Origin of the sequence: Amycolatopsis sp. NPDC049159 (genome assembly GCF_040648295.1) — a bacterium.
Lineage (GTDB): Bacteria > Actinomycetota > Actinomycetes > Mycobacteriales > Pseudonocardiaceae > Amycolatopsis > Amycolatopsis pretoriensis_A.
On record NZ_JBEZDL010000019.1, the window covers coordinates 120791 to 141652 of the forward strand.

Annotated in this window: 14 protein-coding genes; 3 read left to right on the forward strand and 11 right to left on the reverse strand. The window is 71.0% G+C overall.

Translation table 11 applies throughout. The features are described 5' to 3' along the window. The first annotated feature begins 59 nt into the window (after positions 1–59). Positions 60–572: a DinB family protein gene (locus tag AB0B33_RS31945; RefSeq protein WP_360778425.1), complete on the forward strand. Its 513-nt coding sequence runs from the start codon at positions 60–62 to the stop codon at positions 570–572. A gap of 4 nt (positions 573–576) precedes the next feature. Here AB0B33_RS31945 and AB0B33_RS31950 read toward each other — a convergent pair whose 3' ends face one another. From AB0B33_RS31950 to AB0B33_RS31970, 5 genes are read right to left on the reverse strand one after another with little or no spacing between them, the layout of a single operon-like run. Then, positions 577–1989 carry an MBL fold metallo-hydrolase gene (locus AB0B33_RS31950; RefSeq protein WP_360778428.1) on the reverse strand — a complete coding sequence of 471 codons (1413 nt, stop codon included), beginning with the start codon at positions 1987–1989 and terminating at the stop codon, positions 577–579. A gap of 21 nt (positions 1990–2010) precedes the next feature. Beyond that, complete coding sequence (locus AB0B33_RS31955; RefSeq protein WP_360778431.1) at positions 2011–3603, reverse strand: ABC transporter permease; 1593 nt, start codon at positions 3601–3603, stop codon at positions 2011–2013. After that, positions 3600–4508, reverse strand: a complete 909-nt coding sequence (locus tag AB0B33_RS31960) for an ABC transporter ATP-binding protein (protein ID WP_360778434.1) — start codon at positions 4506–4508, stop codon at positions 3600–3602. Before AB0B33_RS31960 ends, AB0B33_RS31955 begins: the two co-directional genes overlap by 4 nt. Further along, positions 4505–6748, reverse strand: coding sequence for a phosphoenolpyruvate synthase (gene ppsA / locus AB0B33_RS31965; RefSeq protein ID WP_360778436.1), 2244 nt, complete (start codon positions 6746–6748; stop codon positions 4505–4507). Before ppsA ends, AB0B33_RS31960 begins: the two co-directional genes overlap by 4 nt. Next, on the reverse strand, positions 6745–7722 hold the full coding sequence (locus AB0B33_RS31970) for a nitroreductase (protein ID WP_360778439.1): 978 nt from the start codon (positions 7720–7722) through the stop codon (positions 6745–6747). Before AB0B33_RS31970 ends, ppsA begins: the two co-directional genes overlap by 4 nt. 170 nt (positions 7723–7892) lie before the next feature. Between AB0B33_RS31970 and AB0B33_RS31975 the strand changes: the two genes are divergently transcribed. Beyond that, positions 7893–8357: a universal stress protein gene (locus AB0B33_RS31975; protein ID WP_360778442.1), complete on the forward strand. Its 465-nt coding sequence runs from the start codon at positions 7893–7895 to the stop codon at positions 8355–8357. A 100-nt stretch (positions 8358–8457) separates the two neighbouring features. After that, positions 8458–12765 (forward strand): COR domain-containing protein, encoded by a 4308-nt coding sequence (locus tag AB0B33_RS31980; protein WP_360778445.1) that lies wholly within the window; start codon positions 8458–8460, stop codon positions 12763–12765. Between the two features lie 18 nt (positions 12766–12783). Here the strand turns inward: AB0B33_RS31980 and AB0B33_RS31985 are convergent, their stop codons facing one another. The 6 genes from AB0B33_RS31985 to AB0B33_RS32010 form a co-directional block, all read right to left on the reverse strand. Continuing rightward, positions 12784–15411 carry a cation-transporting P-type ATPase gene (locus tag AB0B33_RS31985; RefSeq protein WP_360778448.1) on the reverse strand — a complete coding sequence of 876 codons (2628 nt, stop codon included), beginning with the start codon at positions 15409–15411 and terminating at the stop codon, positions 12784–12786. Then, a complete protein-coding gene (locus tag AB0B33_RS31990; protein WP_360778451.1) occupies positions 15411–16139 on the reverse strand; it encodes a hypothetical protein in 729 nt (242 codons plus the stop codon). The genes AB0B33_RS31985 and AB0B33_RS31990 overlap by 1 nt, the downstream gene beginning before the upstream one ends. Continuing rightward, complete coding sequence (locus tag AB0B33_RS31995) at positions 16136–16531, reverse strand: hypothetical protein (protein ID WP_247022277.1); 396 nt, start codon at positions 16529–16531, stop codon at positions 16136–16138. Before AB0B33_RS31995 ends, AB0B33_RS31990 begins: the two co-directional genes overlap by 4 nt. A gap of 4 nt (positions 16532–16535) precedes the next feature. Continuing rightward, positions 16536–17621 carry an acetate kinase gene (locus AB0B33_RS32000; RefSeq protein WP_360778454.1) on the reverse strand — a complete coding sequence of 362 codons (1086 nt, stop codon included), beginning with the start codon at positions 17619–17621 and terminating at the stop codon, positions 16536–16538. A 19-nt stretch (positions 17622–17640) separates the two neighbouring features. Further along, positions 17641–20292, reverse strand: a complete 2652-nt coding sequence (locus AB0B33_RS32005) for a GNAT family N-acetyltransferase (protein WP_360778456.1) — start codon at positions 20290–20292, stop codon at positions 17641–17643. Positions 20293–20363: 71 nt separating this feature from the next. After that, positions 20364–20771, reverse strand: coding sequence for an Hsp20/alpha crystallin family protein (locus tag AB0B33_RS32010; protein ID WP_247022273.1), 408 nt, complete (start codon positions 20769–20771; stop codon positions 20364–20366). Positions 20772–20862 lie beyond the last annotated feature (91 nt).

The following is a 20862-nucleotide window of genomic DNA, read 5'->3' on the forward strand; positions in this document are numbered from 1 at the left end:
GACCGGCGCCGGCTTCCCCGGATCGTGGGATGCTCGACGACGGCGCGCGGAGGTGGACCATGGATCGGCGGGCAGTGCACGAGCAGTGGGACCAGGACCGGGCCACCGTCCACGAACTGGCGGCCACCGCGACCGCCGCCGAGCTGCGCCGGCCGTCCGCCGGAACCCGGTGGACCAATGGGCAGCTGGTGTTCCACCTCGTGTTCGGCTATCAGATCGTGCGTGCTCTGCTGGTCCTGGTCCGGGTCTTCGGCAGGCTGCCGGACTCCGTGAGCCGCCGGTTCGCCGCCGCGCTGAACGCGGTCACACCCGCCTTCCACGTAGTCAACTACCTGGGGTCCTGCGGAGGCGGCCTGATCGGGCCCCGCCGCGCGGCCGCGTGGCTCGACCACATCATCGCTTCGCTGCACCGGAGCCTGGAACGGGCCGCCGAAGCCGACCTCGGACGCGGGATGCACTACCCGGACCGCTGGGACCCGTTCTTCGAGCCGTACATGACGTTGGCGGACATCTACCGCTACCCGGCACAGCACTTCGCCTGCCACCGGCAGCAGCTCACCCTCGACCGGTAGCGGCTCAGCAGAGCACCCGCTCACCGTCCGCCGGGACCACCGCGCACCAGCCCGCCTCGGCGTGCAACGCCTTCGCCAGTGCCGACGACGGCTCCTCCGCCCCCTCGACGACGAACGCCGTCTCCGGGGCCGGGGTCGCGCTCGCCCACTCCAGGACCTCCGCCGGCCCGGCGAACTCACCGGTTCCGCCCAGCGACGTCACCTCCGCCCGGACCGGCACGTACCGGCCGTGGATCTTCAGCTGACGGGCCCCGCCGGCGAGCTCGGCGGCCCGCGTCCCCGGCACCGGGTGCCCCAGCAGGACGACGCCGTTGCGCGGATCCGGCAGCAGGGTTTCCAGCTGCCGCAGCACGCGACCGGCGTCGGCGGTCTCCAGCCCGGCCACGATGAGCGACGACCGGTCCGGCATCCGCTCGACCAGCGAAGGCGGCACGCCCACCACACCGTCGCGACGGACTTCGTGCCACCGTTCGGCCGCTGCCCGCCGGTGGACGTCGATCCCGGCCGAGCCCGCCGGGCTGTCCAGCAGGACCGGCAGCCGCGGGAGCTCCTGGGCCGCCATGAGGTCCCGCACCGTCGTCAGCACCAGTTCGGCGCCGCCGGCCGCGGACACCGGAACGACGACGCTGCCGCCTCGCCGGACCGCGCGGTGCACCGCCGCCGCGAACCGGCCGGCCAGGTGGCCGTCGCCGGGTGGGCCGGGGGCGGCCAGCACGAGGACGTCCGAGCGCGGCCTCGGGTCCGGCGGTCGCAGCAGCGGGTGGCCGGCGGCGCCGAGCGGGCCGGCGAACAGCACCGACCGGCCGGCGGCGCGGACCCGCACCCACGCGGCCCCGAGCCGTCCGCCCGCGCGGCCGAACTCGAACTCGGCGCCGTCGAGCCGGCCGAGCGTGCCGAACTCGACCGGCCGCACGAGCGCGACCGCCCGGGTGACGTCCGCCGCCCGGAACGGTGGCAGCGCGGGGCCGAACGGGCTCCGCTCCGCGTCCTCGGCGAACTGCGCGGCGGCGTCGGCCAGCACGATCGGGAGCAACGCGGCCGTCCCGGGCGTCGCGAACACCGGGCCGTGCCAGCCTTCGGCGGCCAGCTGCGGCAGGAACCCGGCCTGCCCGAGGCCGGCGCCCGGCAGGATGACCGCGTCGGCCGCGTGCAGCTCGTCGGGACCGGGCGAGAAGTTGCGGCGCCACCGGGCATCCGGGCCGGCGAACAGCCCGCACCCGATCACCAGCTTCGCGTCCGGCGTCTCGAGGAGGTACCGTGCGCAGCCGTCCCCGCCCAGGAAGGTCAGCACCGGAGCGGGGCGCGTGGTGGCACGATGCCCGGTCAGGTGCAGCTTCCCCGGCCAGGGGCTGGTGCGGTAGCGCGCGGACGCGCGGCGGGCGGCGCTGAGCGCGGCACCGCGAGAACCATCGGCCATCGGTCTTTCCCTTCCGGAGTCCTAGCCCGCGACGTCGCGCCGGCGGAACCCCACGACGCCGGCCGCGACCAGTGCGGCCCCGAGCGCGGTGAGCCAGAGCAACGGCGTCGCGTGCACCGCCACGCCCGGCAGCTTCGGCGAGTGCGTGAACGGCGACAGGTCGAGCACCCACTGGTCGAGCTTCAGCAGCGTGCCGAACTCACCGAGCATCAGGAAGGCCACCAAAGCCGTCCAGGCCGCGGTCAGCGCGCGGCCGAACAACCCGAAGACGACGGTGGCGATCCCGGTCAGCACCCAGACCGCCGGCAGCTGCGCCGAGGCCGCGCCGACGAGCCGGGCCACCTCGGGCCCGACCCGGCCGAGGTGGGCGCCGTTCGTGAGCCCGGCCGCCAGGCCCAGCGCGGCCAGCAGCACCGCCGGCGCCGCGGCCGCGAACACGAGGTAGCCGGCCAGGAGCCGGCGCCGGTCCACCGCGGCGGCCAGCAGCGGCTCGACGCGCAGGGCCCGCTCCTCGGCCCGGAGCCGGGCCAGTACGGTGATCGCGTAGACGGACGTGATCACCCCGGCCATCGCCAGCTCCGCCGCGAGGAACGCGTCGGAAATCCCCTTCTCGCCCCCCAGCGCCGTGATCATGGCCTGGGCCTGGGAGTTCGTCAGCATCGAGCCGACGTTGCCGGCCAGGCTGCCGCACACCACCCCGAGCAGCACGTACGCGCTCACCCAGACGGCGAGCGTCCCGCGGTTCAGCCGCCACGCGAGGCCCCACGGGCTCCGCAGCGCCCTCCCCGCACCGGCCGGGCCCGGGTGGTCGGGCAGCAGGCCCGCGCCGAGGTCACGCACCCGGGACAGCGCCACCGCGACCCCGCCGAGCACCGCGGCCGTGCCGGCCGGGAGCACGAGCACCCACCAGACGTCCCCCGCGAACGGCCGGACCTCCTCGCTCCAGCCGATCGGCGAGGCCCACGAAAGCCAAGCAGGACCGGCGGAATCGCCCACCGCACGCAGGAAGTACGCGACGACCAGGGCGAGCACGGCCAGGCCCGACGCGGCTCGGGCGCTCTTCGTCAGCTGGGCGGTCACCGCGGCGACGCCGCCGAAGACCAGGCCCGCGCCCGCCCAGCAGAACCCGAAAGCCAGCGACCCGGCGACCGGCAACCCCGTCGCGGCGAGCGCGACCGCGGTGACCAGACCGAGCGCGACGCTCGCGCCGGCCGTGACGGCCAGCCCGGCGGCGAGCCCGGCGTAGCGGCCCACGACCGCGGAGCCGAGCAGCTCGCGGCGCCCGGCCTCTTCTTCGGCCCGGGTGTGCCGGACCGCGGTGGTGATCATCAGCAGGGCGGCCAGCGCGGCCCCGAACGCGGTCAGCTTGAACACCGACGTCGCCCCGAGCGTCGCCTCGCGCACCGGTCCGTACAGCGCCCGCAGCGACGGGACGGCGTTGATGCTCTCCGCTGCCGCGCGCAGGTCGGCGGCGGTCGGGTAGACCGCCGCCGTCGCGGCGGCCGCGGACGCCGCCGTCGCCGCGAACACGACGATCCACACCGGCAGCCGGATCCGGTCGCGCCGCAGCGCGAGCCGCGCCAGCGCGCCGGTGCCGGCGAGGGCGCCGCTCATACCGGCACCGCCTCCGCGGCGGTTTCGGCGCGGTAGTGCCGGAGGAACAGCTCTTCGAGCGTCGGCGGCCGGCTGACCAGGCTCTGCACGCCGCACCGGCCGAGCGCTTCGAGCACCCGGGACAGCGCGGCGGTGTCGACGGTCAGCCGGACGTCGGCGCCGTCCACGACGACGTCGTGCACCCCGGGTAGGGTCGCGAGGCCGTCCGGCGAGCCGGCCAACCGGGCCGTGATCGTGGTGCGGGTGAGGTGGCGCAGGTCGTCGAGGCTGCCCGAGTCGACCAGCTTCCCACCGCGGATGATGCTCACGCGGTCGCACAGGGCTTCCGCTTCGGACAGGATGTGGCTCGACAGCAGGATCGTGCGGCCGCGCTCGCGCTCCTCGCGGACGCACCCGCGGAAGACCTCCTCCATCAGCGGGTCGAGCCCGGCGGTCGGCTCGTCGAGCAGCAGCAGCTCGACGTCCGAGGCGAGGGCGGCCACGACGGCGACCTTCTGCCGGTTGCCCTTCGAGTACGCGCGGCCCTTGACCCGCGGATCGAGCTCGAACCGGTCGAGGTACCGCTTGCGCCGTACCGGGTCCAAACCGCCGCGCAGCCGGCCGAGCAGGTCGATGACCTCCCCGCCGGTGAGGTTGGGCCACAGCGAAACCTCGCCCGGGACGTAGGCCAGCCGCCGGTGCAGCGCGACGGCGTCGCGCCACGGATCGCCGCCGAGCAGCCGCATTCCGCCGGCGTCGGCGCGCAGCAACCCGAGCAGCAGGCGCAGCGTGGTGGTCTTCCCGGCGCCGTTCGGGCCGAGGAACCCGTGCACCTCGCCGGTTTCGACGTTCAGGTCGAGCCCGTCGAGGGCACGGGTGTGCCCGAACGACTTGTGCAGCCCGCGGATCTCGATGGCCGGGCTCATCGGGTCGCCTCCAGCAGGATGCGGCGCTCGGCCGACGCGATCGCCGCGCGGGCGCTGCCGATGACGTCCGGGTTGACCGAGATCGACGTGATCCCGAAGCGCACCAGGTGCTCGGCGAAGCCGGGCTTGGTCGACGGTGCCTGGCCGCACAGCGACGACGTGATGCCGCGGTGCCGGGCGATGCGGACGATCCGCTCGATGGCGTCGAGCACCGCCGGGTCGGCTTCGTCGAACAGTTCGGCGCACACGCCCGAGTCGCGATCGACGCCGAGCATCAGCTGGGTGAGGTCGTTGCTGCCGATGGAAACGCCGTCGATGCCCATGCCCGCGTACTCGGGCAGCCAGTGCACGACCGACGGGACCTCGGCCATCACCCAGCGGTGCAGGCCGCGCTGGCGGCCCAGCGGGCTCGCGTCGACCAGCTCGAGGCACTCCTCCAGCTCCCACTTGGTGCGCACGAACGGGATCATCAGGTGCAGGTTCGGCGACTGCTCCCGGACCCGGGCCAGGGTTTCCAGTTCGAGGGCGAACAGGTCGCGCTCGCGGACGTACCGGTAACACCCGCGGTAGCCGATCATCGGGTTGCTCTCGACCGGCTCGAACTCCTCGCCGCCGGCCAGGCCGCGGAACTCGTTGGTGCGCAGGTCGGTCGCGCGGTAGACGACCGGGCGGGTGCCGAACGGCTTGGTGATCTTCAGCAGCGACTCGGCCATCTCGTCCACGAAGGATCGCTCCTCGCCCTTGGCGAGCAGGTCCCGCGGGTGCCGGCCCCCGAGCGCCTCGGTGAGCAGGAACTCCGCGCGCAGCAGGCCGACGCCGTCGACCGCTTGCGCCGCGACCTCTTCGGCGTGCTCGGGCATGGCGAGGTTGACGTACAGCTTGGTGCCGATCGCTTCCGGTGCCACCGGTGCGGTGACCGGCGCGGTGCGGACGGCCTCGCGCTTGGCCGCGCCGGCCCGGACCTCGCCCTGGGTGCCGTCGACGGTGACCAGGCTGCGGTCGGCCAGGACGCGGGTCGCGTCCCCGGTGCCGACGACGCACGGCACGCCCAGTTCGCGGGCGACCACGGCGGCGTGGCAGGTCATCCCGCCGCCGTCGGTGACGACCGCGGCGGCCCGGCGGATGGCGGGCACCCAGTCCGGGTTCGTCATCGGCGCGACCAGGATCTCGCCGTCACGCAGGTGCTTCGCCTCCACCGGGTCGAGCAGCACGCGCACGGCGCCGCTGCCCTCACCCGGCGACGCGCCGAGCCCGGTCACCAGCGCGACGGTGCTCGCCGGCGTGAGCGGGGGCAGCGTCGTGATCGGGCGCGACTGGACGAGGGAGATCTCGTGGTCGGCGATCGCGAACTCGATGTCCTGCGGCACGCCGTAGTGCTCCTCGACGCGGGTGGCCATCCTGGCCAGTTCGAGCACGACGGTGTCGCTGAGCACGCGGCGGCCGCCGGCGGGCTCGGGCAGCTGGATGGTGACGTCGCCGCCGGACTCGCCCGCGACGATCTTGTGCGTCTGCCTGCCGACCCGGACGGAGAGGATCAGCAGCTCCTGCTTGCCGACGACGTAGGTGTCGGGCTCGACGGCGCCGCTGACGATCGCCTCGCCCTGGCCGAAGACACCTTCGATCACCACGCGGTCGCGGTCGCCGGTGCGCGGGTCCGCCGTGAAGATGACCCCCGCGCGCTCCGCACGGATCATGCGCTGGACGACGACGGCGATCGCGGGTTCGCCGGTGAACCCGCGGCTGGCGCGGTAGCTGACGACGCGCGGGCTGAACAGCGACGTCCAGCAGTCCACGACGTGCTCGGCGACCGCGTGGTCACCCCAGATGTTGGTGTAGGTGGCGTTCATCCCCGCGAAGGACGCTTCCGCGCCGTCTTCCCCGGTGGCCGAGGACCGGATGGCGACCGGCGTCGCCGCGCCGAGCTCCTGGTAGCCCTTGGCGATCTCCGCACGAAGTTCGCCGGTGAGCCCGGCCTCGCGGACGAGGTCGCGGATGCGGTCGCACTGCGCGGCCAGGAACGTCGCGTCGTCCACATTGGCCAGTGCCTTGGCGTGCAGGTCGGCGACCTCGGCGCGGACGCCTGCCTGCTCGAGCGCGGCCCAGTACCCGTCGCGCGAGATGACGAACCCACCGGGGACGGGGAACCCCGCCGAGATCAGCTCGCCGAGGTTGGCGCCCTTGCCGCCGACGGTTTCGTCGTCGGTCAGCCGGATCTCGGCCAGGTCGCGTACGTAGGTCATCGGGATCCTCCTGGAGGTGGGAACAGCTCGCCGAGCGGAAGTCGTGGGGAGGGGGCCGCCGGGACAGCGGGGTAGCCGAAGCGGAAGATCGCCTGCGGGACACCGGGAAGGCCCAGCTCCGAGACGAGCCGTGCCCGGAAGCCGGTCAGGTGCAGGGGTTGCGTGAGCACCGAGCCGACCAGCGCCTTCGCCGTCGCGGTGAGCCAGGTGCGCTGCAGCGCCGCACCGGCGGCGAGGTGATCGGCCCGGTCGTCGCGGTCGGTGCAGACGACCAGCAGGCTCTCTTCCGCCAGCCGTTCGGCCAGCACGACGTCGTCCGGCACCGGGGTGCCGCCGCGGACGAGTCCCGCGACCGGCAGGGCTTCCGGGCTCAGCGCGTCCTCGGGGACGCCGTCGCCGAGCGCGTCCCAGCCGTGGGTGTGCGCGGTCCACAGTTCCAGCTCCCGCTGGTAACCGCGGTCGTCGCGGAGCACGCGCGTGGCGAAGCCGAGCAGCTCGGCCAGCTTGTCCAGGCGGCCGGGCTCGACGAGGTGCACGCCGGTCGTCTCCCCGGCGGCCACGAGAGCGGCGCGGACCCCCGCGGGCACCCGGCCGTGGAAGAACGGGCGCCGGTGGCTGCGGCGGCGGTTGATCGCGTGGTAGAGCGCGAAGTCACGGGCCGACGTGGCGTGCGGACGGCCGATCGTCACGGTCGCCGCGACGTCGGTCCCGTACGCGGTGTGGCAGTCCCGGCCCAGGACCCGGACCGCGAGTTCGAGGTTGGTGAGCGCGGCCCCGCAGGAGAACAGCCGGTCCCGGCCGAACGGGTCGTGCCGCCGCAGCTCGACCTCCCGGCGTTCGAGCAGGTCCACCTCGGTGCCGCGCACGCTCAGCCGCCACGGCTGGCTGTTGTGCACCGAAGGCGCGCGGCTCACCGCGCGGGCGAGGACGCCGATCTGTTCGCTGGTCAGTGCGGCCGGTGCGGCGGCGGTCATCGCGGTCACTCCCGTGCGCGGAGTCGGGCGCTCCGCCGAAGCCATGGTGAGTCCGCGGCGGGCGCGCGCACCGGAGCACAAAGTCCCTCGGTCCGGCGGAATTCGGCCCCTACCGGGGTCTCCGCGTCGGTCGCACGATCAGGGCGTCACCGGAGAGAAAGAAGGCAGCCATGAGCATCGGACGCGTGATCGTCGTCGGAACGGACGGGACGCCCCGCGGCGACGCGGCACTGAGGTGGGCGCTCGAGATCGGCGCGCACGCCGGCGACACGGTCCGCGCGATCCTCGTCCGGCCACGGGACACGCTGCTGCCCGGCACGTCGTTCACGATCCAGCCGCACGGCCGGGTCCCGGAGGCGGGCTACTCCCTCGACGAGCACATGCGGGAACTGGGCATCTCGTCGGCGGCCACGGTGGAGACCCGGACGGTGCACGGCGACCCGGCGACGGAGCTGGTGACCGCGTCGGCGGACGCGGACCTGCTGGTGCTGGGCACCCACCGCGGCGGGGCGATGGCGGATCTCGTGCTGGGCAGCGTCGGGCGGGAGTGCGTGCGGTTCTCGCGGTGCCCGGTCGTGGTCATCACCCCGGAAGCCGCGAACCGCCTGACTCCTGTTCAGGTCTCGAAGCAATAGAGGTCTCGTGACGATGTGACCAATGATCCGGAAAACCGGATTCGGCAGTGTCCACTAATTGTCCGAAAACCACGGTGGTCATCGTGGTTGACTGGGCGTCATGACTGTGGGTGCCTACGAAGCTGACCTCCGCATCGATCGAGCACTCGCAGGAGGTGAGACGACTCTTGATCTCAGTAATCTCCAACTCGGCAAACTCCCCGAGCGCCTGGCGGAAGTCGAGAGCCTCACAAAGCTGGACTTGGACGGCAACTACCTCCGCGAACTCCCTGACTGGCTCGCCGCTCTGCCCTTGACTGAGCTGAACCTCGGGCGCAACCGGTTGCGCCGTCTACCGGATTCGATGAGTGGTCTCACTTCACTACGTCGGCTCGAGATCGACGAGAACCGGTTGAGTGAGCTTCCTCGATGGCTCAGCAATATGGACATGCGAGAGTTGTTCATCGACTCGAATCCTCTGTCTACCCTTCCCGACTGGATCGGCTCAATGACGGGTCTGACCACCCTTCGCATTGGAACCTGTCGACTCTCTAGTGTTCCGGAGTGGCTTGCCAGCCTGAAGCGGTTGACGCACATCGATCTTGACGGCAACCGGCTAACAGAGTTGCCGGACTGGCTCGCCGATCTGACGGAACTCACGAAGCTCCGTCTACACGGCAACCGTCTGACTGACCTGCCGCGATGGCTGGGCGACCTTCCCTTGACCGAGCTGGACATTGATGACAACCGTCTGGATACCCCGCCGGACTGGATCGGTGCCATCACGACGTTGACGAAGCTGGGCCTCGGGAAGTTACGACTGCCGATGGTCCCGGATTGGGTCCGGGGCTTGACGAGGCTAACTCGACTCGATCTCGATGACAACCAGATCGAGAAATTGCCAGGTTGGATGAGTGAACTCACCCAGCTGACATCCTTGGTCGTGGATGGAAACCAGCTGATTGAACTGCCAGCCTTACCCCCCGGAGTCACCTCCTTGGGCCTCGACGGTAATCGCTTTGCCACACTACCTGAACAGCTGGCGGAGATGACCGACTTGACGAGGCTGGGTATCGGCCACTGCAGCTTGGGCAAGGTGCCTGGATGGGTACGCACACTCACCAGCCTAAAGACCCTACATCTACACGAAAATCAAATCGAAAGTTTACCGAACTGGCTAGGCGAACTGGGCGAATTGAGAATACTTTGGCTCAACGATAACCGCTTGGTCAAGTTACCTGAATGCCTCCGAAAACTCAAACTTACGCATCTTTATGTCGACAGCAACCCCTTCCACGAATTGCCAGAATGGCTAGGCGAGATGAGCACACTGTCCGCTCTCGGGATCGGCAGTTGCCGTTTGGCAGAATTCCCTTCGTGGCTAGAAAACCTCGACGGACTTAATCTTCTGTGGCTACACAACAACAAGCTTCGAAAGTTGCCGCCCAGGTTTCCCAACCTACCAAATATCAGCACATTGCGCCTCGAGAAGAACGAGCTCCAAGAAATTCCCGATTGGCTAGGTGAAATCTCCGACCTGCGCTCACTTTATCTCGACGAGAATCCTCTCAAAGAAGTCCCCTCGTGCATCGCAAAACTTCAGGCACTAACCTACCTTGGCCTGACAGAATGCCAACTGAGAAAATTGCCAGGTTGGTTCAGCAGCCTAAAACAGCTTCGGCGCCTTTATTTGACTTCCAACGAACTTTCAGCACTGCCGAGCAACTTCACAAAGCTACATCACCTCAGTCATCTGCACTTGTCAGAAAATCAACTCGCATCACTCCCGGCCGCGCTCGGCAGCCTACAGGACCTCATCTTACTGTCGGTGAACGACAACCGTCTCACCGATCTGCCCACCAGTATCGGCGGACTGACCAGCCTCAGAACCCTCCAGCTTTCGGACAACCAGCTCAAGAACTTGGGCCCCGACATCGGCAGACTCGCCGAACTGACTCACCTCACCCTCTCCAAAAACACCTTGACCGCCCTCCCGGATACCATCGGAAAACTACATCGGCTCGAAACCCTGAACGTAAGCGGCAACAGGATAGAGTCCCTCCCGGAGAGTATCGGCGAAATCAAACGCATTAAAACACTCCAACTGGCAGACAACGAATTGCACGCCCTCCCCGACTGCCTGGTCGACCTACCGCGGCTGACCGAACTCGCGGTGACCGGAAATCCGCTGATCAGCCCTCCCCCGGAAATAACCGCCGGCGGTTCGCGGTCGGTACTGGACTTTCTCCGAGAGCGCGCGATCGGGAGCGCAGCCCAATGGCTGTCCAAGCTGCTCATCGTCGGCGAGGGTGGCATCGGAAAGACTTCCCTGGTCAAAGCACTGGCTAAAGACACACACGATCCGGACGAGCCCTCGACACATGGTCTGTTGATCCGAGATCTGACCCTCGACCACCCCGACCGGGACGGTACCCGGATGCAGCTGAGCACCTGGGACTTCGGTGGGCAACAAATATACCACGCGACTCATCAATTCTTCCTGACCAATCGCTCACTGTTCGTTCTGCTATGGAACTCTCGCCTCGGCTGGGAACAGGGGAAACTACACTACTGGCTGGACATCATCACCGCCCGCGCACCGGAATCGCCGATCGTGCTGGTCGCCACCCACATCCATGGCAGGCCCGTCGACCTCCCGCTAACGGAGCTGCGTTCGAAGTATCCGCGGATCGTGGACAGCCGCCAGGTTGACAACGCTTCCCGCCAAGGCATCGCAGAGCTACGAGAGCTGCTTGCCCGACAAGCAGCCCAGCTCCCGTTGATGGGCTCCGAATGGCCCAGCACCTGGCTCACGGCCGCCGACGCTGTGCGGGCTATACCAGACAATCACGTCACACCCAGCCACATGTGGGACGTGATGACCGCCGCCGGGGTGGCGGACTCGCAGCGTCACAGCTTCATCGCCCGAGCCCTGCACGAACTCGGCGACATCCTCTATTACTCTGACGACCCCGAGCTCAGTGAGATCGTCGTGCTGCGTCCTGCCTGGGTCAACGACTACATCAGCCGGGTCCTGGACAGTGGCGAAGTCGCCGCCCGCCACGGCCTGCTGACCCGGCAACACCTCAATGAGCTGTGGAGGGACTTGGACAAAGGCGTCCGTGACCACTTTCTCAGCATGATGGATAAATATGATCTGTCCTACCGCGTGGACGGATCACAAACCGGCGACGTCAGCCTCGTCGTCGAGCGACTGCAATGGGATCCGCCAGCGTACGAGCAGGAGTGGGAGGCGGCCAGGCGCCAGGTCGGCTGCCGTGAAATCAAGGTCATCTACCAGCTGAACACCACCCCACCCGGCATTCCCACGTGGTTCATCGCGAGGTCACACAGATTCAGTCGCGACACCCACTGGCGAACAGGAGCGCTGCTCGCGCACGGGGACGGTAGCCATCTCGCGTTGATCAGCGCAGACCGCCAGCGCAATCGCGTTGAGCTGGCGGTCCGGGGACCTGCGCCGGTGGGGTTTTTCATGGTCCTGGATGACGGGTTGAACCTGACCCTGGAACGCTTCCCCGGTCTCCACATCACCCGCCGGGTGCCGTGTCGCTGTGCCGAAGGCTGTCCCGAACTGTTCGACTATGACAACCTGCAAGCTCGGCTTTCTCGCACGCCACCGAGGTATGAGATCGAGTGTCATCGCTCCGGCGAATCGGTTTCGGTGCCGGAATTGGTGCTCGGCCTGGCTCCGTCCGAACGCGACACGACTGGGAAGAGTATCGAGCGGCTGGCGAGGACATTGGACCAGCTTGGTGATCGACTTGAGGAGCACAGCGATTTCTCTCAACGCATGTTCTTGCGACTACAGCGGCTCGCCCAGCAGCAGCAGGAGGCTAGATGCCCCAGCGTTTTCGCGGTGGTGCCGACCCGACGGGCACGGGTTACTGGTGCCGCGTACGAGATTCACTTGTACTGCGAGGAGCCGGGCTCCTGGCACCGTCTGCCCGACCCCCTCGGAAATTACCCGATTACGCAGCCGCGCGAGTGGTTCGCCAAGCTCGGTCCTTACCTCGGCCACCTCGTCCGGGTGCTCAAACACGCGGCACCGCTGGCTGGCCCGGTGCTCGGCATCACCGTTGACGTGCTGAGCCAGCAGACGAAGGCGGATTGCGACCTCATGAAGGAGCTGATCGCACAGCTGCCGAAAGACATCGACCACGACCGATCGCTTCCCGGTGGCTCGTCTCCCGACAGCCGGCCGGATCTGCGCGCGAACACGGACGCCGACTTCCGCGCCTTGAAGGCGATGCTCACCAAACTCGACCCCGACGAAGCCTGGGGTGGCCTATCACGATTCGACACGCCCGAGGGTCTGACTCTCTACCTTTGCGAGGAGCACCTCGCCCAGTACCGGACGCCGAGTACGTCTGATGGGCGCGTCGAGACCAGTGCCGAGCGGATTCCCTGACAGCCTGTCCGGCAGAACTCAGCGCGCACGAACGGGACGGCGGGTGAACCACCGGAACAGCTCGTCCGCGCCCCACACCAGCACGGGCATCGGCAGCAGCATCGCGACCACCCACGCCGGCAGCGCCGTCGTTCCGAACAGGTCCTGCAGCGGGGGCAGGTAGATCAACGCCGCCGCGAAGACCAGCTCGAACGCGATGCCGCCCAGCAGCAGCCGGTTCGTCGTCAAACCCACCGAACGCAGGGACACCCGCTCGGTCCGGGATGCGAACGCCGTCCCCACCTGGCAGGACACGATCGCCGCGAAGCTCGCCGTCGTCGCCTCGAGGTACGCCTGGTGCAGGGCCCCCGACGAGACGTCCGCCCCCGGGTGCCACCCTGCCGCGCACAGGACCGCGAAGTACGCGGCCAGCACCAGGATTCCCGACAGCAGGCCCATGATCCCCCACGCCCGCAGCAGCATCCGGCCGGTGACGACGCCTTCGGACCGGCGGCGCGGGCGGCGGGACATCAAGCCCGGTTCGGCCGGTTCGCGGCCCAGTGCCAACGCGGGCAGCGTCTCCGTGCCGAGGTCGATCGCCAGGATCTGCAGCACCGTCAGCGGCAGCGGGATCATCCCGCCCGACACCGCGAACAGCAGGAACGGCAGCACCTCCGGCACCGCGTGCGCGAAGATGTAGAGCACGAACTTGCGGACGTTGTCGTAGACCCGGCGCCCCTCGCGCACGCCCGCGACGATCGTCGCGAAGTTGTCGTCGGTCAGCACGACCGTCGCCGCTTCCTTCGCCACGTCGGTGCCGCCGACGCCCATCGCCACGCCGATGTCGGCCCGGCGCAGCGCCGGTGCGTCGTTGACGCCGTCGCCGGTCATCGCCACCACCTCGCCGCAGTCGCGCAGGGCGTCCGCGATGCGCAGCTTGTCCTCCGGTGCGGCGCGCGAGAACACGATCTCCCCGTTGGCCGTCAGTGCCTCGTCGAGCGCCGGTTCCGGCAGGACGGCCAGTTCCTCGCCGCTGATCACGCGGTCCGCGCCGATTCCGACCCGGCGGGCGATCTCCGCCGCGGTCAGGCCGTTGTCGCCGGTGACCACGTGGACCTTGATCCCCGCCGTGTGGCAGTCCGCCACCGCCGCCGCGACCTCCGGGCGGGGCGGGTCGACCAGGCCCACCAGGCCGAGCAGGCGCAGCTCCGTCTCCGCCTCCTCCCGGTCCGCCGGCACCGCCTCGACCGGGCGGCCGGCCACGGCCAGCACCCGCAACGCGCGGCCGGCCATCTCGTCGACCAGGGCCAGCAGCCGGGTCCGTTCGCCGGCGGGCAGCACGCACCGCGGCAGGATCTGCTCCGGCGCGCCCTTCGTCGACACCCACAGCCCGTCGCCGACGGTGTCCACAGTGGACATTCGCTTGAGCCGCGGGTCGAACGGGTACAACGTCTTCCTCAGCGCGTCCCGGGTGGACAGATCGGCGCCGTGGGAATCCGCGTGGCGCAGCAACGCCAGTTCCGTCGGATCGCCGCTGCCCCCACCGAGGTCGGCGGTGCTGCACCGAGCCAGCGCCGCGATCAGCGGCCCCTCCTCCCCCGCCGGCCGGATCTCCTCGACACGCATCTCGTTGCGGGTCAGCGTCCCGGTCTTGTCGGTGCAGATCACCGTCGTGGAACCCAGCGTCTCGACCGCGGAAAGCCGCTTGACCAGCGCACCCGCCTTCGCCATCGACCGCACGCCCGCGGCCAGCGCGAGCGTGATCGTCGGCAGCAGCCCCTCGGGGACGTTCGCCACCAGCAGGCCGATCGCGAACACGAACGCCGCCGACCACGACAGCCCGGCCAGCCAGCCCAGCGGCAGGAACCCGATCCCCACGACGACGGCGACGAGCGCGATCAGCCACGCGACCCGGCGCACCTGCCGCTCCAGGGGACTCTCCTCCCGCCCGACGCGCGCCGAGAGCGACGCGATCCGGCCGATCTCGGTGTGGCGCCCGGTGGCGTGGACGACGGCGTGGGCGGCCCCGGCGACGCACACCGTGCCGCTGAACACCAGGACCGGGGAGTCGAGCGCGCGCGTCGCGTCGTCGTGCGCGTCGGCCATCCGCGTCACCGGCACCGACTCGCCGGTGAGCATCGACGCGTCGACGTCGACCGTGCCGTCGATCAGCCGGGCGTCGGCCGGCACCCGGTTGCCTTCCTCGAGCACGAGCACGTCTCCCGGGACGAGCTCGGTCGCCGGCACGTGCCACACCTGGCCGTCGCGCAGCACCGGCGCCCGGTCCGGCAGGTACTTGCCCAGCGCCTCGACCGCCTTCTCGGCCTGCTGCTCCTGGACGAACGCCAGCAGGCCGTTGAGCAGGATGACGCCGGCGATGGCGATCGCCAGGTTCGTCGTCCCGGCGGCCCACGCCAGCCCGCCCGCCACCCACAGCAGCAGCGCCAGCGGGTGGATCAGCTGGCGGAGCAGGGCGAGCGGCCACTGGTGGCCACTCCGCGCGGGCAACGCGTTCGGGCCGCTCACCTGCAGCCGGCGCGCGGCTTCGCGCGCTGTCAACCCGGTCGGCGCCGTCCGCAGGTCGCGCAGCAGCCGGGCGACCGGCTCGCGGGCGTCGACCGCGGGCTCCTCCGCGACGGGCGGTTTCGTCCTGAGGTGGGTGGTCATCATGCCTTCCTTCGCTTCGGGGTGGCGAGGCCGACCAGCAGCAGCCCTTGCGGGACGCCGGGCAGGACTTCGGCGTGGCGGGACCGTTCGGCGATCGCCTGGTGGGCCAGCGGGACGCGCTCGGACGCGAGCCCCCGCACCGCCGCGGCGAGCCGGGTCGCGTGCAGGGCCGCCCCGGCGAGGACGTGGTGGCGGCGGCTGTGGCCGGGCGTCGTGACGAGCAGGGCCGACCGGCCGGCGAGGTCGGCGCCGAGCCCCTCGAGCGTCGGCACCCAGGCGGGGCGGACGACCCGGACCTCGGTGTCCGGCCAGAAGTCGTCGCCCGCCACCGCGCCGAGCAGCGCGAGGCTGACCGGCCGCAATACCGTGCCGCGCGCCGGCTCCGCCACTTCGCGCAACGCCGTGTAACGCCCCCATTCCCCGCTCGAGGCGGGACGCGGGCCGCCGATCCGGACCACGGCCGCGACGTCGGGCCGGTCCGGGTCGTGCGGGAAGGCCACGACCGGGTCGCGGCCCAGCACCCGCACGACGGTCCAGGTGGTCGAGAGCGCGGCGCCGCATTCGAGCAGAGCGGCGTTGCCCGCACGCTCGCGGCGGGTGGGCGGCTCGGTCAGCACGACTTCGTCCGGCCGGACCTCGGCGACGCACCGGTTCGGCCCCAGCCTGGCCAACGCGTCGCCGAGGACGGCCCGGGACGAGACGTCCCAGCGGAACGCGGGCCGGGTCATCCGCTCGAGGGGACGCCGAGGTGTCTCGTGGCGGCCCGGCAGGTGGCCAGCAGGCCGTCGACGTCGATCACGGTGACCCGGTTCTCCAGGCCCGATGGCACTTCGGCGGGAACGCACGGGTCCGGGGAGACCAGGGCGATCGGCACGTGGTCGCGGACGGCGCAGACGACGCCGAACTCGCGCGCGGTCAGCTCGGCTTCCTGGCCGCGGACGTCGACGACCAGGTCGGGCTGGGCGAACGGTTCGTCGAGCGGGCACCGGCCCCCGACCGCGAGGGCACGGCAGAGCCCGGCGCGGCTGTGGCAGCGGCTGACCAGGCAGCCGGCGTCCCGCAGGGACTGGACGAGGAAATCGGCGTCGCCGAAGGACGCTTCGGTCAGCAGGACGTGCACGGGGTCACCTCACGGACACTCGGGCGAGCGCCGCTTCGGCGCCGCGGGCCAGCTCCAGGTCTTCGCGGGGCCGGACGATCAAGGCGGGCACGCGCGAGCCGACGCGGGAGATGATCCGGTCCACGTCGGTGTGCGGCACCGCACCGGCGCGCAGGCCGAGCACGCCCAGTCCGTCGAGCACGGACGTGATCAGCTCCGGCTGGTGCTCGGCGACACCGCCGGTGAACACGAGCGCGTCCAGCCGGGACAAGCTGGCCGCGGCCGCGGCGATCTCGCGGCGAAGCCGGTGCCGGTAGACGTCGAGAGCGACCGCGGCGTCCTCTTCGCCGCGCGCGGCCGCGGCCAGTACCCGGCGCAGGTCGCCGTCGGTGCCGGTCATGCCGGCCAGCCCGGAGCGGTGGAACAGCGCGTCGGCCATCTCCGCCGGGCTCATCGGCGCCGTCTGTATCACGTGCAGCAGCAGGCCGGGGTCGATCGAACCCGACCGCGTAGCCATCATCGCGCCCTCGAGCGGGGTGAACCCCATGCTGGTGTCGACGCCGTGGCCGTCGCGGATCGCGGTCACCGACACCCCGGCACCGACGTGGGCGCACACGACCTGCAGCCCGGCCGGCACCCGGCCCAGCAACTCGCCGGTCCGGCGCAGCGCGTACTGGCACGACAGGCCGTGGAAACCGTAGCGGCGCAACCGGTTCTGCGCGGTCCACGCCCGCGGGAGCGGGTACCGCGCCGCGGCTTCGGGCATCCGGGCGTGGAACGCCGTGTCGAAGCAGGCGACCACCGGGACGTCCGGGAGCAGGCGGCGGACCTCGCGGGTCACCCGCAGCGACAGCGGCTGGTGGTTCGGCGCCAGCGTCGTGAGCCGCTCCAGGTTCGCGAGCAGGGCGTCGTCGACCTGGGCCGGGTCCTTCTGCGAGCCCCCGTGGACGAACCGGACCGCGACGGCGTCCACTTCGGACCACCGGCCGATCGCCTGGGCGATCGCGCCCGGGACGCTCAGGTCCCAGGCCGCCCAGCCGACGCCCGTGCCGTTGTCGATCAGCGACACCTTCATGCTGGACGAGCCGGGGTTCAGGGTCAGCACACGCACGGCATTCCTCCTGGCGAAGTCAGTCCCGCAACCGGCGCAGGAACGGGTCGGGTGCGGCGGAGGGCTCCAGCCGGGCGCGGACGTCGAGGGCCAGGCAGCCCGGGGCGGAGTCTCGGTTGTCACGGGCACGCACGCGCACCGGGTTGAGGTCCAGTTCGGCGAGCTCCGGCACCAGCTCGGCCAGCCGGCTGACCTTCAGCAGCAGGTCGCGCACGGCGGCGCGGTCGAGCTGCCCGGAACCCCACAGCGCCTTCGAGGAGCGCAGTCCGTCGAGCAGCAGGTCGGCGTCGGTGCCGGTGAGCGGGGCCAGCCGGGCCGCGTGGTCGGCGATCAGGTCGGTGTCGACGCCGCCGAGGCCGAACACGACCAGCGGCCCGAACACCGGGTCGGACCGCACGCCGACGAGCAGCTCACGGCCGGGTTCGGCCATCGGCTGGACGGTCACGCCGCGCAGCTTGGCCCCGAAGCGGGACCGGAGGGTCCGGAACGCCTCCAGGATCCGGTCGGCGCCGTGCACGTTCAGCAGCACGCCGCCGCCGGCGGTCTTGTGCAGCAGGCCGTCGGCGTCGGCCTTCAGCACGACCGGCGAGCCGACGTCGGCGGCCGCGGCGGCCATCGAGTCGCCGGCTTCGACGTAGTGGGTCTCCACCATCGGGATGTCGGCCAGGCGCAGCAGTTCGGCGGCATCCGCGGGCGGCAGCCAGCCTCCGCGCCCGGCGGCGAACGCGCGCAGGGCGTCCGGTTCTTCCAGCGGTGTCAGGTCTTCCCCGGTTTCGGGCCGGTTGAGCCACTGCTCGTAGCGGACGAGCCGGGCCAGCACGGCCGCGGCCGCGGCGGGGTCGTCGTAGCAGGCGGTCACCCCGGTGCCGGGCACCAGCGGCGCGACGCGGGCGCGTTGCCCGGGACGTACCGCGAAGACGGTCTTGTACTCGGGCGGGAGCACTTCGGCGAGCGACGTTCCGGGATCGCCGACCGCGGTGGGTACGGTCGCGGCGATGACCGCGTCGACGCCGTCGTCGGCCAGGACCGCGCGCAACGCGTCGGCGAACACCCCGGGCGCGACCGCCGCGGTCGTGTCGACCGGGTTGCGCACCGCCGCTTCGAGCGGAAGGACTTTCGCGAGCCGGGCCCGGGTGTCGTCGGACAGCTCCGCCATGACCAGGCCTTCGCGCTCGCAGGCGTCGGCGGCCAGCACCCCGGCGCCACCGGCGTTGCTGACCACGGCCACGCGCGGTCCGCCCGGCAGCAGCTGCCAGGACAGCCCCGCGATGACGTCGACCAGCTCGGCCACGGTGTCGACGGCGATGACGCCGGCCTGCTCGAAGAGCGCGTCCCTCGTCACAGCGGGGGTCGCGGCCGCGGCGGTGTGCGAGGCGGCCGCGCGCTGGGCGGTGTCGCCGCTGCCGGACCGGACGGCGAGCACCGGGCGCGTCTTGGCCAGCCGGCGGGCCAGAAGGCTGAACTTGCGGGGGTTGCCGAACGACTCGAGGTAGAGCACCGCCAGCTCGGTGCGGCGGTCGGCCGTCCACCACATCAGCAGGTCGTTGCCGCTGACGTCGTACTTGTCGCCGGTGGAGACCAGCGTGGACACGCCGAGGCCGAGGTCGTCGAGCGATTCGGCGAGGGCGATGCCGACGCCGCCGGACTGGGTGACCACGCCGATGGTGCCCGGCCGGATCCGGGTGGCGAGGAAGGTGAGGTCGTAGGGGCACGCCGGGTCGGTGGAGACCACCCCGAGGCAGTTCGGGCCCACGAGCCGCATGCCGTACTCGCGCACGGCCGCGTGGACCCGGTCGCCGTGTTCGGTGCCGGTGAGCCCGGAAGAGATGATCACGATCGCCCGCACACCGCGTCGCCCGCACGCTTCGACCGCCTCGGCGGCGGCCGGTGCGGGCAGGCAGACGACGGCCAGTTCGGGGGTGCGGCTCAGCTCCGCGACGGTGGGCACGCTCGGCACGCCGAGGATCACGCGCGCGTGCGGGTTCACCACCGCGACCGGACCTCGGTAAGCGGAGGCGGCCAGGTTGGCCAGTACCGCGTGGCCCACCGACCCCGGCCGCCGCCCGGCGCCGATCACGGCGATCGAAGCGGGCTTGAACAGGTGCGCCAGGCTGGCCGCGTCGGCGACCGAGTCGCGCTCGAGCACGGCCTCCAGGTAGGCGGGGTCGTCGTCGAGTTTCATGACGACGTCGCGCTCGGGGCCGCCGATGCCGGCCTCGAAGCTGAGGCCCAGGTCCTTGAAGACGTGGATCACCTTGGCGTTCTCGGCGAGCACCTCGGCGAGGAACCGCCTCAGCCCGGTCTTGCGGGCGTGGGAAACGAGGTGCTCCATCAGCAGGGTCGCGACGCCCTGGGTGCGCACGGACGCGTCCACGACGAGCGCGACCTCGGCGTCGGTGGAACCCTCCAGCACTTCGTAGTTCGCGACGCCGAGCAGCTCACCGCGGCGGTAGCAGCCGACCGCGTAGTGGCCGGGGCCGGCTTCGACGGTCATCCCGGCAGCCAGTTTGTCCAAACCGGACGGTGCGCCGAAGAAGCGGAAGTAGGTGTCCTGCCGGGTCAGCCGGGTGTGCAGGGCGAGCACCTCGGCGGTGTCGGCCGGGTGCAGCGGACGCACGAGCACCACGTCACCGCCGGCGAGCAGGGCCCGGGAGCCCGCCTCCACGCTCATTTCTGTCCTTCCGGGGCGTGCGGGGGTGGGCGCGGCCGGCCAAGGGGCCGCGCCCACCGCGGAGGGGTCACCTAGTCCTTGGTGACCTGGATCTTGACGTGCTTGTCGCGCGGGTGCTCCGAAACCGGCATCGAGATCTCGAGGATGCCGTCGGTGTACGTCGCCTTGACCTTGGCCGGGTCGGCCCCGGCCGGCAGGCTGACCGTGCGGCTGAAGGTGCCGTAGTAGAACTCACTGCGGCCCTCCGTCTGCTCCTTCGCCTCCCGTTCGGCGGCGATGGTGAGCAGACCGTTGTGCGTGGTCACGGAGATGTGCTTCTCCGGGTCGAAGCCGGGCAGTTCGGCCCGCACGAGGTACTTTCCGTCCTCAGTGGACTCCTCGATCCGGACCGGGTTGTGCTCGGCGAACGGCCAGGGGTTGTCCAGCCACGCCGCGATGCTCGGCAACGCCAGGCGTGAGCCCGGCACCAGGGTGGTCATCCGTTCTCTCCTCTCCGCGACATCGGGTGCCGCAGGACAAGGAGACCTCGGGTCGGGGGCGCGGCGACGCGGCCGGATTGCCCGAACCGCG

Excerpts from the sequence above, each read along its gene's own strand:
- AB0B33_RS31945 (WP_360778425.1), top strand. The coding sequence starts at position 60 with ATGGATCGGCGGGCAGTGCACGAGCAGTGGGACCAGGACCGGGCCACC.
- AB0B33_RS31950 (WP_360778428.1), bottom strand. The coding sequence starts at position 1,989 with ATGGCCGATGGTTCTCGCGGTGCCGCGCTCAGCGCCGCCCGCCGCGCG.
- AB0B33_RS31955 (WP_360778431.1), bottom strand. The coding sequence starts at position 3,603 with ATGAGCGGCGCCCTCGCCGGCACCGGCGCGCTGGCGCGGCTCGCGCTG.
- AB0B33_RS31960 (WP_360778434.1), bottom strand. The coding sequence starts at position 4,508 with ATGAGCCCGGCCATCGAGATCCGCGGGCTGCACAAGTCGTTCGGGCAC.
- ppsA (WP_360778436.1), bottom strand. The coding sequence starts at position 6,748 with ATGACCTACGTACGCGACCTGGCCGAGATCCGGCTGACCGACGACGAA.
- AB0B33_RS31970 (WP_360778439.1), bottom strand. The coding sequence starts at position 7,722 with ATGACCGCCGCCGCACCGGCCGCACTGACCAGCGAACAGATCGGCGTC.
- AB0B33_RS31975 (WP_360778442.1), top strand. The coding sequence starts at position 7,893 with ATGAGCATCGGACGCGTGATCGTCGTCGGAACGGACGGGACGCCCCGC.
- AB0B33_RS31980 (WP_360778445.1), top strand. The coding sequence starts at position 8,458 with ATGACTGTGGGTGCCTACGAAGCTGACCTCCGCATCGATCGAGCACTC.
- AB0B33_RS31985 (WP_360778448.1), bottom strand. The coding sequence starts at position 15,411 with ATGACCACCCACCTCAGGACGAAACCGCCCGTCGCGGAGGAGCCCGCG.
- AB0B33_RS31990 (WP_360778451.1), bottom strand. The coding sequence starts at position 16,139 with ATGACCCGGCCCGCGTTCCGCTGGGACGTCTCGTCCCGGGCCGTCCTC.
- AB0B33_RS32005 (WP_360778456.1), bottom strand. The coding sequence starts at position 20,292 with ATGAGCGTGGAGGCGGGCTCCCGGGCCCTGCTCGCCGGCGGTGACGTG.
- AB0B33_RS32010 (WP_247022273.1), bottom strand. The coding sequence starts at position 20,771 with ATGACCACCCTGGTGCCGGGCTCACGCCTGGCGTTGCCGAGCATCGCG.